The sequence below is a fragment of the Bradyrhizobium sp. genome (genome assembly GCF_036735945.1).
In the GTDB taxonomy this organism is placed as follows: Bacteria; Pseudomonadota; Alphaproteobacteria; order Rhizobiales; family Xanthobacteraceae; genus Bradyrhizobium.
In genome coordinates this window covers 1-15080 of record NZ_DAINNI010000021.1, presented here as the reverse complement: position 1 = coordinate 15080, position 15080 = coordinate 1, and the positions used below count along the sequence as shown (strand labels likewise).

The following is a 15080-nucleotide window of genomic DNA, read 5'->3' as shown; positions in this document are numbered from 1 at the left end:
AAAATCAGTTTGCGCGTGGGTGGGGAAGAGAAATTTACAGAAAAAATAGCATAAAATTCAATATCTTGTTCTGGTACTCTGGCGGAGAGAGTGCGCATTGCCTCATCACGAATGTTACTGGACAAGTTCCCGCCAATGACTGGAGCGGCGTCGCCGAATCGGGTCGATGTCGTCGATGGCGGGAAGGATCAGCATGGGCGCGCGGCGCGAGGTGGTGTCGGCGGTGACGGAGCGTTACCGATCGGCCAAGCGGGCGGAGAAGGGGCGCATGCTCGACGCGCTGTGCGCGACGACGGGCTGGCATCGCAAGCATGCGGTGCGCGCCCTCCGGCAACGCGAGACGGTTGCGCCGGCCGAGGTCGGAGCACCGCGAGAGCGCAGGCGCAGATACGACGCGACGATCAAGGATGCACTGACGGCGCTGTGGGAGGCGTCGGATCGGGTGTGCGGCAAGCGGCTCAAGGTGATGATCCCGACCTTGCTGCCGGCCCTTGAGCAACATGGCCGATTGAAGCTTGGCCAGGCGGATCGTGATCGTGTTCTCGCCATCAGCGCCGCAACCATCGACCGCCTGCTCGGCGATGTGAAAATTGCGGCGAGCGGCGGTAAGCGCCGACGTGCCGGCTTTTATTCGGCAATCCGGCGCGAAGTTCCGATCCGCACGTTCAATGACTGGAACAGCCCGCCGCCCGGCTTCTGCGAGGTCGACATGGTAGCCCATGGCGGCACGTCTGTGACCGGCTCGTTCATCCAGACGCTGACGATGGTCGATGTCGCGACGGGCGGGACGGAGTGCCTGCCGTTGGTGACGCGCGATGGCTCGTTGGTGGTCGAGGCGATGAAACACGCACAGAGCCTGTTTCCCTGGCTTTTGCGCGGCGTGGACTTCGACAACGACAGCGCGTTCATGAACGATGTCGTCGTACCATGGTGCCGCGAACAGAAGCTCGAGGTGACACGCTCGCGTGCCTACAAGAAGAACGATCAGGCGTTCGTCGAGCAGAAGAACGGTGCCGTCGTGCGCCGCCTGATGGGCTACGGCCGCTTCGACGGCCTCGAAACGGCGCGCACGATGGGACGCCTCTATGCGGCGGCGCGGCTCTACGTCAACTTCTTCCAACCGTCGTTCAAGCTGAAGGAGAAGCGCCGCGAAGGGGCGAAAGTGATCAAGCGCTATCATGCCCCGTCGACGCCCTATCAACGTGCGCTGGCGCATCCCAAGGTGACCGCGGCTGTGAAGAAGCGGCTGCGTGATCAGTATCGCTCGCTCGACCCGGTCGCACTCTTGGGCGAGATTCGGGTAACCCAGGAGGAACTCGGCAATCGTGTCGATCGTCGTGCCGCGCGCGGCCTGCAGCGCGCCTGCAAAACCCCCGCGCCGGCGACCGCGGCCGCTTTTGCAAAGACGCTCGGCAGGACGGTGCAGCTCGGCGAGCCGCGTGCCACGCATCGGCGCCCCCATCGGCCCTATAAGACTAGGGTTCGCATGCCGTCCAAGCTCGACCCGCACATTGCTACGATAGAGGGCTGGCTCGCTGCGCGGCCGCAGTTGACTGCACTCGCCATCGTCGGCCGGCTGAGTGAGAGATACCCCGAGCAGTTCGGAACGAGGCAGCATTCGATCGTGCAGCGTCTGCTGAGGGCGCTTAGAAGGAAGGCAGCCGAGCAGTTGGTCGCTCAGGATCCGCTGGGCGACACCACGACCGCTGCCCCATGGCCCGGGTCTGTGGACGGCTCGGGCTATGTAGGGCCCAACCCGCCCACAGCCCCTCTCGTCGAGCAAGCCGGGAAAGCCAACTGGCGCGACCGATCAGCCGACATCGGATCGTCAGCCGCAATGGCGCCATCAGGGTAACATTCGCAGGTGAGGCAATACGGAGTGTCAGAATTAGCGTATGTCGAGCGAGATGAATCGCCGCTCGCCTCTCGAGCATCCGCAGCCAGACCATCAGTCGCGACGTTCGAAAATGCGGGGCTGACGCCTGCACTATTGAGCTCTCATTGTTGCAACAAGCTCCCCTGCAACTCCCGGCCTGCACCTTCTTGAAGGGACACCTGATCGCCCAGCCGCTCGGGGCCGGCTCTGTCGAATAAGTTGGCGAATCGCGTTGGCGACCGCCGCTAACGGATGCGGTTTAGGCAGAATGCGGCTGCCTTCGGGCAAGCCCTTCTCCGTGATTTTGCATGGCCTGGACTTGCGACTATTTGATCGGCGGCACTTCCGGTGTCAGGACCGATCGGCGACGAAATCGAGGCCGGTTTGAGCGAGAACAGGACATCAGTGAGCGCGTCATTTTCCCGGTAACGGGGTCGCAGTCCAACGGCATAGAGGACGCCCGCTACGACCGGGATCTGAGCGCGCCCGCAGCACGTTCGTGGAGCTGCGAGTGCTGATCGACTCACTGGACTATGCCATAAGCGGCGAAGAGGGCATATCGTCAACGAGCCGACTTTTTCAGGGTCGCAGGCGTGTCTTTGAAAGGCTCGGCTACAGCGGTTTTATTTCTCCCAGCCAGAAACCTTTGCGCGGCTAATCTATTGGTAGGTAGCGGCGGAACCGGAAAGCCGTCTATAAGAGCCGCGCGGAGTAATACCCGAGCGGCTTTTCTATGCGGGCGCCCCCGTTATGAAAAGCAGATGCCTCTAGCCAGACAGCCATTTAAGCCACGCACTACCGAAGAGCTTATGGCGCTGCTTAGCGCGGTCGCGACTGCGATTCTGGCCGTCATCATCATCTCGATGCTCTATTTCGGCCGGGATATTTTCGTGCCGGTCGCGCTGGCTATTCTTCTCAGCTTCGTACTAGCGCCGCTGGTTGGATTATTGCAGCGGATCAGTGTCCCCCGCGGATTGGCCGTCGTCAGCGTGGTCATACTCGCCTTCGGGCTGATCTTCGCGATGGGCAGCCTTCTTGCTACGCAACTGACGCAACTCGCGGGCGACCTCCCCCGCTACCAGTCGACCATTAGCGAAAAGATCCAGTCCTTCCGAGACACGCGAGCCGGCCGGGGCACGCTGGAGCGCGCCTCCGATATGCTGAAGGATCTCAGCAAGGAGCTTGATAAGCCAAAGGACGCGCCATCTGCGCGTGCGCCAGGTACCGTCCTCGCTCCCGGCGTCCCCGGGCCAGTGGCGCCGGTTCCGGTGGAAGTACGTCAGCCCGATCCCGGCGCGCTGGAAAGCCTGCGGACCTTGATCTCCCCGCTGGTTCATCCCCTCGCGACGACCGGCATCATCGTTATTTTCGTGATCTTCATTCTGCTTCAACGCGAAGATCTTCGTAACCGTCTCATTCGGCTGGCGGGCTCATCCGACCTGCAGCGTACGACAGCGGCGCTCGACGACGCGGCAAGCCGGCTCAGCCGGCTGTTCCTGACCCAACTTCTCCTGAACGGTGCATTCGGCGTGGTGATCGGGACGGGCTTGTGGATCATCGGGATTCCAAGCGCGATCCTTTGGGGCATCCTGGCGGCAGCGCTTCGCTTCGTTCCCTACATCGGCGCCGTCATCGCGGCAGCATTTCCGCTGGCCCTGGCGGTAGCCGTCGATCCCGGCTGGTCGATGTTGCTCTGGACAGCAGCACTATTTCTTGTCGTGGAGCCGCTGGTCGGCCACGTCGTCGAGCCGATGGTCTACGGCCACAGCACCGGGCTTTCTCCCGTCGCGGTGGTCGCGTCGGCGACCTTCTGGACCGCACTATGGGGGCCGATCGGGCTAGTTCTCGCGACGCCTCTCACGGTGTGCCTTGTTGTGCTCGGCCGTCATGTCGAGCGTCTGGAATTCCTTGACGTCATGTTCGGGGACCGGCCGGCGCTGTCTCCCCCCGAAATATTTTATCAGCGGATGCTGGCGGGCGACCCGACGGAAGCTGCCGAAAAGGCCGAGGAGTTTCTCAAAGAGCGGTCTCTGGCTTCGTACTATGACGAGGTTGCCTTGAAGGGTCTGCAACTGGCGCAAGCCGATGCCGAGCGCGGGGCGCTTGACCGGGAACGTCTCATCAAGATTCGAGACGCGGTTAGCGAATTTGCCGGCGACCTTTCTGATCAGGACGACCGGCCGCCGGCAAAAGAAAGCGCGACCACCGATGCGGAAGCATCGTCTGCGGTGGAAAGCGTGGCCGAAAATGCGGTCAGTGAACACTTGCCGATTCTCAGCAAGGAAACCCTGCCGCCGGAATGGCAAGGTGAACATCCCGTGCTCTGCGTGGCAGGACGCAGCCTCATCGACGAGGCCGCCGCAATCATGCTGGCTCAGCTCTCGACGGCGCACGGACTGCCGGCGCGGGTAGAAGCTGCGGAAGCGCTCTCCACCACCAATGTCTTCCGCCTGGATACGTCGGGCGTTGCGATCGTCTGCCTGGTCTATCTCGATGCCAGTGGACCCGCCCACATGCGCTACGCCGTACGGCGCCTAAGGCGGAAGTTACCAAGCGCAACCATTATCCTGGGCTGTTGGCTCAAGGAGGCTGACCCGGCTGCGTTGGAGTTGTTGCGCGAAGGCGCCAAGGCCGACCTCATTGCATCAAGCCTGGGTGACGCGCTCAAGCTCTGCATCGAAGCGGCGGGAGTAAAGGACCAGCGTCAGGAAAGCTCCACGCAGGAAAAGTCGACGACGGTAGCTGCGTGAGGGGCGACGTCGACATTCAGCGACGCATGAAAAAAGGCGGCAGATTCCTCTGCGGCCTCATCGCCTTTCGAGCTTTGTTACCAGCGGGGGCCAACTCCCACTCCGACGCCAACGCCGCCTGGGCACTTTGATGGACGTGATCGCACTCAGGGCACTCGAATGTTCGGCCGTCAAAGCCAGAGCGGCCGCGGGTGATACACGCCAACGTGGTGTCCCGCGTCAGCTTCTTCATGAACAAGTTCCGCAAGCTGGGCTTCATCAGCTCCAACGGAAGATAGAGGTCAATAGTTCATTGCTGAACGCGGTCTTGTACGACAAGCCCGAGATCAAGAGGGAGCCGTAACGCGAATGTCCGGGACGCGCGCAAGCCTCACCTGTCTCTCCATTTCGCTCTTAGCGACTGGCACTTCCCCTCGGCCCATGCAAATGCACCCACTAGGGGCTTTTGAAGAAAGGGAACGTCTTGCGCGATCAACAGCAGGCCAAGAGGCAACATCCATATGCCCAGGATGGGCAAAAAGCTGAAGATGCCTCCGAGAATGAGAAGTACTGCAATGGCGAGACGAACTGCAAATGAGGACGGTATACGCAACCAGCGAATGAATCGGGAGACGCCAATCGGCACGCGCCGATCAATCATCTCAAAGTACCTGTTCAACTCCGCCTTTGTTGTTATCATTCTATGGGCCTTGGAAATAGCTGCTCGGCGGCTCCCTGTGGCACGGTAACGTTTGGATTGCCCAAAGGTCCCTAAGAGTTCCGTGGCGGCCTCATTATTTGCGGCGGGCGTACCATCCACGTCCGACATTTGCGGCCTTCAACCGGGGTGCACACCTCCGGAATTCGGGGGCATGCTCGGTCATCACCGCCCGGTATCATCTATCGGTGACAGAGAGCGGTGGCTTGCTCCCGCTCGACAGACGGGTGTCGTATGCTCGACAGACAAAGCCAAGGGCCACTGTACAACGCTTGCAACTCTCCCATGACATTGACGGTATCGAGCCCAGCATGTAGGGCCAGAACGTGCGATCGTTTGCTTGCCCACAATGCAGCAGTGAACAACGCTTCATCGAAAGTGCCGTGACGGAGGCTTGGCTAGCGCCAGCGAGACCACGGCTCAACTTTGGAACTCCTGTTCGCTTGCTGGGATTGAAGCAGCCGATAGAGAGCCAAGGGCGGCCGCTTTCTTGAGCCATTCCCGGGATATGGCCCCCACACTAACCACAAGAGCAGTCAACGTAGTGATTGTCGCCTGTCATAACCTAAAGGCGGGACACTAGGAAAGCGAGAGCTTCATGAAAAAATCCGAGCGAATTCGTTGTTGAATTTATTGAGATCCTTTGAGCTTATTCGCTTAGGCTTGCAACGGCCCCGGTCAGGATGAAGAAATATTTGGGCGAGAACTCGCATCTGCACAACAATTAATCGAGCGGGATCCGGCGGCTTCGGTCCTGCTATCCGGGGATTCACCTCAGAAGCCAACCCTTCCATCCGGCAGGAGGCGCGCGATCTCTGCGGCAAGCTGAGCCTGCGTGTAAGGTTTCGCAAGACGTGCGACGTCCACCACTGTGCCCCCTTCTAACTCGGAAAACCCCGTCGCAAGCAAGATGGGAAGTTGAGGATATTGGCGCCTCACTTCTCGGGCCAGCTCGATTCCTGTCATCCCCGGCATCGCGTGGTCCGTTATCAAAAGGTCAGCAGCCAATCCACCTTCGAGAAGTCGCAACGCCTCCATGGCGGAGTGCACTTCAATCACCTGATGTCCCAGGTCTTCCAGTAGATCGGCGGTACTGCCCGCGATCAGAAGATCGTCGTCTACAAAGAGGATTTTCGCTCGACCGGAAGCTTGAGTGACGACATTTGGCGTGCGTTCGGGAAGAAGCGTCGTTGCCTTGGCAATCGGCAGCCATAGTTTAGCAGTTGTTCCTGTTGAGGGGGCGCTTTCCAGCCGCAGGGTGCCGCCGGATTGTTGCGCTAGGCCGAATACCATGGACAAACCCAAACCCGTTCCCTTGCCCACTCCCTTCGTCGAGAAGAACGGTTCTACGGCTCTGGCCAGCGTCTCCGCGCTCATTCCTTCTCCAGTGTCTCGCACTGAAAGCACCACGTATCGGCCCGGCTCGACACCAAGCTGGTCGTCGGCCTCGACAATTTGATCGGACAGCCCGATTGTGAGGACGCCGCCCGTAATCATCGCGTCCCGGGCATTCACGGCGAGATTGAGCAAAGCCATCTCTAGCTGGTTCGGGTCAACGTCGACGACCGGCACTTCGCCTTCGGCATGAAGCTCAACACGAACCATGGGACCTACTGAGCGATGTATGAGGCCCATCATGTCCTCCACAAGGCTTCGGACATCTGTGGCTTGCGCCTTCAATTCCTGTTTACGAGCAAAAGCGAGGAGCCTTTGTGTCAGAGTGGCGCCGCGGCGAGCGCCCTCCATAGCGCCGTCCAGGAGCCTGTGAAGTCGCGCATCTTCACCTAGTTTTTTGGAAAGCAGGTCCAGATTGCCGATGACAGCCATAAGCAGGTTATTGAAATCGTGCGCCACGCCGCCGACAAGTTGGCCCAACGCCTCGATCTTCTGTGCCTGCAGCAGAGCTGCTTGGGCCCGCTCGCGACCAGCAATTTCTTCGCGGAGTTGACTGTTCGCCCGCTCCAGCTCTGCCGTCCTCTCGGCCACCCGCCGCTCTAGGTCAACCGCAACCCCCCGCTGAGCTTCAAGGTACGCGCGAGTTTCATACTGCCGTCTTCGAGCGCGCTCTGCGGAGACCACCGTGGCCTGCAGCGTGATGGCCTGTAGGGGGCGCTCGAGAAAGCCGACGTTGCGCAGGCGTGCAACCAACTCGCGTCTGAACGCGGCAAATTTCGGTCCTTCATTATGGTTAGTCAATACGATAAAGGGTTGGTCCGACCATTGCGGCTGACGGCCCACCCAGTCCTCAAGATCGATCACATTATTGCCGTACAGTGCCTCTTCGGCCACGATCGCGACCTCGGCGGTGCGCTCAAGATTCTCCACCGCTTCCCGCACCGTGGCGCAGATCACGGGCTGTAAGCCGGTCCTTTCGATTAACCCTGCAACCGTAGCGGCGTCCCGTCCGACGGGCATCAGGACCAAAACTTTGCCTTTTGGCGTTTCAGCCCCGACCATCGGTATCCCGAGACATCAGAGGCGCCTCGTCCCCTTTGTAAACCGGCGTACCGGTGAAAATACCACTAAAACCCTTCAGTGGAGGGCCGACGGTAATGCCTTGGTTGCCGAGCTTGAATTCGCGGATCGTATGTTCATGATTTCCGCTCCGTTTCTTCACAACAGACAGCGCGCGCCGCACGCTGCCATTAAATTCGAAATAGCGCAGCATCAGTACGCCATCGGCGAGATAGCTAATATCGAGCGGCGTATCCATCGGCCCGACGAGACCATGCTGCGCAAGCACGAGGATGGTTAAGACTCCGCGCTGACTGAGATAGCTCAGCAGTTCGTGCATCTGCAGAATCAAAAAACGCTCGTCCGGCATCGCATTGAGATAGCCATTGAGGCTGTCGATAATTACTACCTGCGCATTTTCACTTTCTACACTTCCTCGGACGGCGTCCGCGAACTCGCCTGGGGCCATTTCAGCAGGGTCGATTTGCTGGATAGTGATCAGGCCATTTTCGAGGCTCTCTTCAAGCGGAAGCCCTAGCGTCTTGGCGCGCGCTCTCATGGTGCCACGTCCCTCGTCGAAGGCGAAAATCACGGAGCGTTCGTTCCGAGCTGCAGCTGCGATCGCGTAGGTAAGCGCGAGAGATGATTTTCCAACGCCCGCTGCACCGATGAGCAGCGCATTCGTTCCGCGCTCAAGGCCACCGCCTAGGAGCGTGTCCAGTTCAGCATTTCCGCTTAAGACGACGTCGCTGTCGAATTCCTTATGATGTTCTGCGGCGACAAGTCGGGGGTAAACTTTGAGACCGCCATGCCGGATGGTGAAGTCGTGAAAGCCGCCCTTGAAATCGATGCCACGCATTTTTACGACGCGAAGGCGTCGCCGCTGCGCGCCGTAATCGATCGCCAGCTGCTCGAGCAGCACAACGCCATGGGCGATCGAGTGCAATTGCAAATCGTTCTGCTGTGATGAAAGGTCGTCAAGCAAAACCACGGTGGACTTGCGGCCTGAAAAGAAGTGTTTAAGCGCGAGGATCTGACGGCGGTATCTAAGCGGGCTTTGTGCCAGGAGCCGAAGCTCCGACAGGCTATCGAGTACAACACGTGCCGGGGCCAGTGCCTCGACCCGGTCGAAGATCATTTGCGTGGTTTCGCTGAGCTCCATCTCGGCAGGATGCAGCACCGTGAGTTCCTGGCTCGGATCCAAGGTGGTCTCAGGGGGGATTAATTCAAAGATCGTGATGCCGTTGATCGACCACCCATGACGCTTCGCTACCAGACGCAGTTCTCGCTCGGTCTCCGATAGTGTGATGTAGAGCGTCGGCTCGCCGGCGCGAACTCCCTCCAGCAAAAATTCCAGAGCCAACGTTGTCTTGCCTGATCCGGGTTGGCCTTCGAAGAGATACATTCTCTCGGGATCAATGCCGCCCCCGAGGATGTCGTCTAAACCTGCATTCCCAGTGGAAATCCTCGGGAGCTCATCCCCGTCGGGCAACCGCTTGTCATCATCCATATCAAACCCCGTTTCGCCGCAGGCGAACCTTCGACATTGATCGATGGAAACTTTTACCCCGGGGCAGGGTTCCCGGCTCGAACTGTCCGAGTGTCTGACGTAGGTACCCCTCAGGCTGCCAAGCTTTTTTTGGTTTTCAGCTTGCACTGGCTGGTAGCAACGACGGCGGATTGCCCTCAGCGCACTGTGTTAGATTTGGAACCTGTGCGCATCCCAATACGTTAGGTTTGTTTGGGAGTGCTCCACCCGTTGATGATACTACAATCAGGGCTCGACGGGGTCGCCGACGCGCGGCGGCTTCAACTGCTCATAGACGCCATCGTGGATTACGCAATCTACGTGATCGATGTAGATGGCACTGTGCGTAGTTGGAACTCCGGTGCCGAGCGACTGAAGGGCTACTCGGCCGACGAGATCATCGGAAAGCCATTCTCATCGTTTTATTCGCTTGAGGATCGAGCGAAAGGGCTTCCCGAAACCGCATTGAGGATTGCGGCCGAAACCGGCCGTTTCAGCTCCGAAGGGTGGCGCGTCCGCAAAGACGGGAGCCGCTTTTGGGCACTCGTCGTCGTGGATGCGATTCGCGACGAGCAAGGTCAAGTGATCGGCTTTGCAAAGGTAACGCGCGACATCACAGAACGTCAGCAGGCCCACAACGAGCTTTTAGAGAGCGAGCGACGATACCGTCGATTGGTCGAGGCGGTCGTCGATTATGCGATTTTTCAGCTGGATCCTGCCGGCAACGTAACTACGTGGAATCCGGGTGCACAGCGCATCAAAGGCTACGATCCGGACGAAATCATCGGTCAGCACTTCAGCCGATTCTACACTCCTGACGATATTCAACTTGGCGTGCCTAAACTGGCGCTCGCCGAGGCGGCCAAACAAGGACGCTTTGAGGCCGAAGGCTGGCGAATGCGAAAGGATGGCAGTCGTTTTTGGGCGTCGGTTGTCATCGATCGCATCACAGATGAGGCTGGCGAACTCGTCGGTTTTGCAAAAGTAACTCGCGACGTAACGGAGCGAAAGCAGGCCCAGGATGAACTTCAGCGCGTTCAGCAGCAGCTGGCCGCTTCTCAGAAGCTCGAAGCCGTAGGCCAGCTCAGCGGTGGGATTGCGCACGACTTTAATAATCTCCTGATGATAGTGCTTGGCAACCTTGAGACCGCCGAGCGAAACAGCCGCGGCTTGGCTAACAGCATGAATCTTCAGCGGGCACTGGCCAATGCCAAGCGGGGAGCTCAACGGGCAGCAGCACTGACTAGCCGCCTGCTCGCATTCTCACGTCGGCAAGCGCTCGACCCGCAGCCAATCAATGTGAATAATTTCCTGAATGGTTTGCAAGAGTTTCTGCAGCGTACACTCGGGGAACGCATCGAAGTTCAGACCGTCGGAAGTGCAGGTCTATGGTCGATCGAGGCCGATGCCAACCACCTAGAATCCGCCATTATTAATCTCGGTATAAACGCCCGCGACGCAATGCCGGATGGTGGCAAACTGACGGTTGAAGCTGCGAACGTCGCAGCTGACGAGGATTATTGCCGGGTAAATCCCGAACTCTCCCCGGGCCAGTATGTCATCATTTGCGTGACCGACACGGGCACCGGGATGACTGCCGACGTCCTTGACCATGCTTTTGAGCCTTTTTTTACGACGAAAGAATCTGGGCAAGGCACAGGCCTGGGGTTAAGCCAAGTCTATGGTTTCGTAAAACAGTCTGGCGGGCACGTGAAGATCTACAGCGAAGTTGGCCAGGGTACCAGCATCAGAATGTATTTCCCCCGGTACCATGGGGAAGCTCGACCGGTCGATAGTGACGCAGACGAATTTCGCCCCGGGGGCGAGAGACTGGAAACGATACTCGTCGTCGAAGATGATGCGGATCTACGAGCATATGTTTCTGAGCTTTTGCGAGATTTGAATTATCGCGTCACTGCTGCTTCCAGCGCCCAGGCTGCCTTGACCATTCTCCTGCAGGAAGAGGCGAAAGTTGATCTTTTACTGACTGATGTCGTCATGCCTGGAATTAATGGACGGGAGCTTGGTCGGCGCGCTCGACAGATCCGCCGGGGCATCAAAATCCTATATATGACAGGGTACTCTCGAAATGCCGTCGTCCACCAAGGGCGCCTCGATGAGGGAGTCGAGTTATTGGAAAAGCCGATCTCTCAGGCAAAACTCGCCTTGCGCGTGCGCGAACTGTTGGACCGCGTTGACCCAGAGTCGTGAACCGAGCCCGCAGCGGGCCGTATTTATCGGGCGCCTTTCGAAGGTCCTTCTTTAGGTGGGAACAGCTTACGTAAGCGATAGTCGGGGGATCACCGCTTTCGTCCCGCCGGCCTCACTAGGTGCAAAGGCCGAGTTCTTCGATCTGGGCGAAAAATTGAAATCAGGGAGCAGCAGGGTATCGATTCTAGGCCCCCCTGCGCTTTGGCGCTGACCCAAGCCAATCAGAACGAGACTGATTACGCGGCCCGTTGCGGGCCGCGTAATCGCTCTTCTAGATGGTCTAGTGCATCGCGCTCTTGGTCGATGCGCCGCTGGAAGCGCTCGCGCTCCACGTCAGAGATGGTGGAGTCGCGCAGCCAGCAGTAATAGTCGATGACCTTCTGGTGGCCTTGGATAACGAAGGCGTCCACGTCAAGCATGGTAGCCCTTTTTGGCGGCTGCTGCAGCCGCGGCCGGCGGCAAGGTAAAGGGAAATGTCTCTTCGGAAAGAGCTGCCATAGCGGCCCGCTCTTCACTCAGGCGGCGCTCAATATAAGCGCGTTCAAGGTCCGTGAGCTGAGTTGCGAGGAGCCTGCGGTAGCGATGGACGTTGTTGCGGTGGGCGCGCAGGCGGGCCAGATTCTCATCAATCATGATCGTCGTCTCCTGACGGTCGTCGTGCGTTCCTTTGCGAATTTGGGGTAAGCCCCGGCGAAAAATTGGGAGGCTATCCGGCCCAAGTCAAGACCCCCGGGCGGGCCAAAGAACGATTAACCAACCGGCCGCCATGGCCACAAAATTTTTCTGGTCCCCTCTTGAACTTTTTTGCCGGTTGCAGATTTTTTTGGTCGCCGCGGACATCGCGGCCGGGGCGCCAGCCGGGCCCGGAACTTCAAGGCGGGCGCGGCGCCGGCCCAGGCAATGTGAGCCAGATCGAGGCCAAGGCCGCCTGACCGATCTGCGGCTTGAAACCGATCGCCGCCGCGCGGGTCTGCCCGCGCGACAAATACCTTAACGCGTCTTTTGATTGGAGGCAGCATCCAAAGAAGACGCCAGTTCAAATCGATGAAATCCTTGAGGCACCCGCAACCCTCCGGGGAGAAAGCCAATGCGCTTCCGTTTAACGGAGCATCGCGCAACAGCCTGAGGAATCACGCTCTCGGCCCATACTGCTGCATCGCGGTTTGTGGTGATGAGATCCACGGAAAATTGGCGGTATAAAATTAACGAACCTGACTCCATGACCGACATCGCACAGCTGAATCAAGGTCGCTTCTATTGGGTCTTGGTGCGCTCGAGCACGAAGGATTCAGAGTGGCAACCGGCACGCTTCACCGGCATTGCCAGCCACGGCGCCGGCGCAAGGTGGAACTTTATCGGCTTCAACAGCGACGTCGCTCACCACTTCATCGAAGTTGTCGACATTGGACCCGAGCTCACCGACGGCCACCCGTCGCCGGCTCACTACCCTGCCTCCTCCCAACGGTAGCGACTGGCTCGGCACTCCACTTTCGGCGACTGGTACCGACTTTCTCCACTGCTTTCTTCACGGCAAAACGCGACGCCATCGATTTTCCTTTTTTGTAGCGGAGCAGGCCACTCTGTCTTTAGTTCGCACCAACTGGGTGCTCTAGTGCTTCCAGTCGATTTCGAATGTGAACCGAACGTTCATGACGGGGCCGGCTTCGTCACGTACTTCGATTGCTAGCTGATGACTGTCAGAGCCTATAGAGCTCCGTGCCGCATCCCAAGCGAAGCCCGCCAGAGCGCGTGCAGCCTCTTCCTGCACGGCCACAACATCCAAGAGCTCCAAACCTTCTTCATCGACGACTAACACATCGCCGTCGCGCAAGTCGAAATAATAGCGTCGCATTCGCGCCGCTCGCTAGACCCTGCCCCGACTTAACACACCCGATAGGCCTTTGTTCCTATCGGCTGCCGACCCGAGCGCCCGCCCGATCTTCCTGCCGCCCGGCGTTGTGGCTCAAGATCGTCACAACTTGCGCCGGCTGGACATAACTTACCACGGTCCCTCGACCACCAGTCTTTCCCAGCGCCGTCGGCGCGACTCACTGAATGAGTGACGTCGACGCGTTGCTCGGCTTCTGCTGTGGGGCCACTTTGACCATCACGTTCGACTGCGAGCCACTACGTTGTATAGTAAGTTTCAACTCTTGGCCGATCCGGGCGAGGCCCACCGTGTTACGCAGCTGCGCCGCCGAACGCACTGGACGATCATCCACCATAGTGGCGATGTCCCCCTTGCGCAGTCCGGCTTTTTCAGCGGGAGACTCTGATGCGATGTCAGCAATAACAGCACCTCCATTGCGTCCTTTCTGGAGCTCTTGCAACGATATGCCGATACGGCCACGCTCGACGCGTCCGGTGGCGATGATTTGCTCCATTACCCGGCGCGCCATGCTAACGGGGATCGCGAAACCGATCCCGACATTGCCGCCAGCCGGCGAGATAATCGCTGAGTTGATACCGACAAGTTCGCCACGCAGACTCACCAAGGCACCTCCAGAGTTGCCTGGATTGATCGCAGCATCGGTCTGGATAAAATCCTCATAACCTTGCTTGCTGAGTCCGGTGCGCCCTAGCGCGCTGACAAGTCCTGAAGTCACCGTCTGGCCGAGTCCGAAGGGATTGCCGATTGCCAGCAGCCGACCTCAAGTGTGTCGCTATCGCCGAAGGGAAGCGCCTGGAGCCCGACGGGGTTCTGAACCTGGAGCACGGCAACATCCGTCGGCGCATCGCGCCCGATTACCTTTGCGGATAACTGCCGGGCGTCCTTGGTCGTCACCTGAACTGTCGAGACGCCCTGGACGACGTGATTGTTGGTGAGTGTTATTCGGCGTGGGGTCCGAACGCCGATCGGCGTCCTAAGTGATTGATCGATCTTGCAAGTGTAGGGTCAATGTTGGGCGCCGATTTACATTTGGTGGATTGCGTGCTCTGTCGCTCCGATTCCAGCTTGATCGCATGCTCAAACGACGCTCCGCGCACGAAGCGCTCGGCTGACATGCCATTGTCGTCTATCAACGACGAGCTTCTGGAACAGTTCGATCTGTCCCCTTGTGTGGCGCCGGGTCCGCTTCGAGTGCTTGCTTCCCCTTTGCCGACCACAGCGCTCGCGCTTGTTCGCTTTGATCGGTTTGGAGCTTGTCGGCCATCCAGAGCAGCGCGCCGTAGATCAGGGCACGGTCGTCGCCAGTCAGGTTGACGAGCCCAGCTTTCACGACGAGGCCACCGAGTTCGATCAGGTGCCGCGTCCGCTTGCGGCGCTCGACCTGCCACGTGCGCATGTCATGTCGCGCCCTTGCGACCTGAGATCGGTTGCGCGCCCCCCGGTTGCGCCGGAGCGCCGTCTGGGTCGCGGTCAGTTGCCGACGCAGTTCCCCGCGCCCGTCCCTGAAAGAACGCGGCCCCGCGCCTGGCCCAAGCCTCCCTCTTTCCAGCCTCTTTTGTCTCGGCCAGCACGATCAGCGCACCCGCCAGTTCATTGGCGGTGAGTGTGTCAGCCCCGGTGGCGATGACCAGTTCGCCGAGCTGCCGCACCTTGCGGGTTTTCAGCGCGCGCGC

Annotated in this window: 11 protein-coding genes and 2 pseudogenes; 5 read left to right on the top strand and 8 right to left on the bottom strand. The window is 59.3% G+C overall.

Annotation, left to right across the window (positions count from 1 at the left end):
- Positions 1-166: 166 nt before the first annotated feature.
- The 3 genes and pseudogenes from V7E26_RS10200 to V7E26_RS10190 all read left to right on the top strand — a co-directional run.
- Entirely contained in the window at positions 167-1855 is a 1689-nt protein-coding gene (locus tag V7E26_RS10200) for an integrase catalytic domain-containing protein (RefSeq protein WP_324415355.1), read from the top strand.
- 830 nt (positions 1856-2685) lie between these two features.
- Positions 2686-4626 carry an AI-2E family transporter gene (locus V7E26_RS10195; RefSeq protein ID WP_324415353.1) on the top strand — a complete coding sequence of 647 codons (1941 nt, stop codon included), beginning with the start codon at positions 2686-2688 and terminating at the stop codon, positions 4624-4626.
- A gap of 212 nt (positions 4627-4838) precedes the next feature.
- Positions 4839-4969, top strand: a pseudogene (locus V7E26_RS10190) (Crp/Fnr family transcriptional regulator); the annotation flags it as partial.
- Between the two features lie 1128 nt (positions 4970-6097).
- Here the strand turns inward: V7E26_RS10190 and V7E26_RS10185 are convergent.
- Both V7E26_RS10185 and V7E26_RS10180 read right to left on the bottom strand, forming a co-directional pair.
- Positions 6098-7780, bottom strand: a complete 1683-nt coding sequence (locus V7E26_RS10185) for an ATP-binding protein (protein WP_324415350.1) — start codon at positions 7778-7780, stop codon at positions 6098-6100.
- Positions 7767-9287: an ATPase domain-containing protein gene (locus V7E26_RS10180; RefSeq protein WP_324415348.1), complete on the bottom strand. Its 1521-nt coding sequence runs from the start codon at positions 9285-9287 to the stop codon at positions 7767-7769. The genes V7E26_RS10185 and V7E26_RS10180 overlap by 14 nt, the downstream gene beginning before the upstream one ends.
- A 252-nt stretch (positions 9288-9539) precedes the next feature.
- Here V7E26_RS10180 and V7E26_RS10175 point away from each other — a divergent pair, with 252 nt between their 5' ends.
- Positions 9540-11516 carry a hybrid sensor histidine kinase/response regulator gene (locus tag V7E26_RS10175; RefSeq protein ID WP_324415346.1) on the top strand — a complete coding sequence of 659 codons (1977 nt, stop codon included), beginning with the start codon at positions 9540-9542 and terminating at the stop codon, positions 11514-11516.
- Positions 11517-11752: 236 nt separating this feature from the next.
- Here V7E26_RS10175 and V7E26_RS10170 read toward each other — a convergent pair whose 3' ends face one another.
- Both V7E26_RS10170 and V7E26_RS10165 read right to left on the bottom strand, forming a co-directional pair.
- Positions 11753-11935, bottom strand: coding sequence for a hypothetical protein (locus V7E26_RS10170; protein ID WP_324415344.1), 183 nt, complete (start codon positions 11933-11935; stop codon positions 11753-11755).
- A complete protein-coding gene (locus V7E26_RS10165) occupies positions 11928-12149 on the bottom strand; it encodes a hypothetical protein (protein WP_324415342.1) in 222 nt (73 codons plus the stop codon). Before V7E26_RS10165 ends, V7E26_RS10170 begins: the two co-directional genes overlap by 8 nt.
- Positions 12150-12735: 586 nt before the next feature.
- On the opposite strand from V7E26_RS10165, the gene V7E26_RS10160 reads away from it, so the two are divergent.
- On the top strand, positions 12736-12984 hold the full coding sequence (locus V7E26_RS10160) for a hypothetical protein (RefSeq protein ID WP_324415340.1): 249 nt from the start codon (positions 12736-12738) through the stop codon (positions 12982-12984).
- 141 nt (positions 12985-13125) lie between these two features.
- On the opposite strand, the gene V7E26_RS10155 is transcribed toward V7E26_RS10160, so the two are convergent.
- The 4 genes and pseudogenes from V7E26_RS10155 to V7E26_RS10140 form a co-directional block, all read right to left on the bottom strand.
- Complete coding sequence (locus V7E26_RS10155; protein WP_324415338.1) at positions 13126-13368, bottom strand: DUF6894 family protein; 243 nt, start codon at positions 13366-13368, stop codon at positions 13126-13128.
- Positions 13369-13564: 196 nt separating this feature from the next.
- Positions 13565-14367, bottom strand: a pseudogene (locus tag V7E26_RS10150) (S1C family serine protease); the annotation flags it as partial.
- A 169-nt stretch (positions 14368-14536) separates the two neighbouring features.
- Positions 14537-14803 (bottom strand): conjugal transfer protein TraD, encoded by a 267-nt coding sequence (locus tag V7E26_RS10145; RefSeq protein ID WP_324415336.1) that lies wholly within the window; start codon positions 14801-14803, stop codon positions 14537-14539.
- Between the two features lies 1 nt (position 14804).
- Positions 14805-15080 (bottom strand): conjugal transfer protein TraD (locus V7E26_RS10140; protein ID WP_324415334.1); only part of this gene is annotated, 276 nt, incomplete at its 5' end.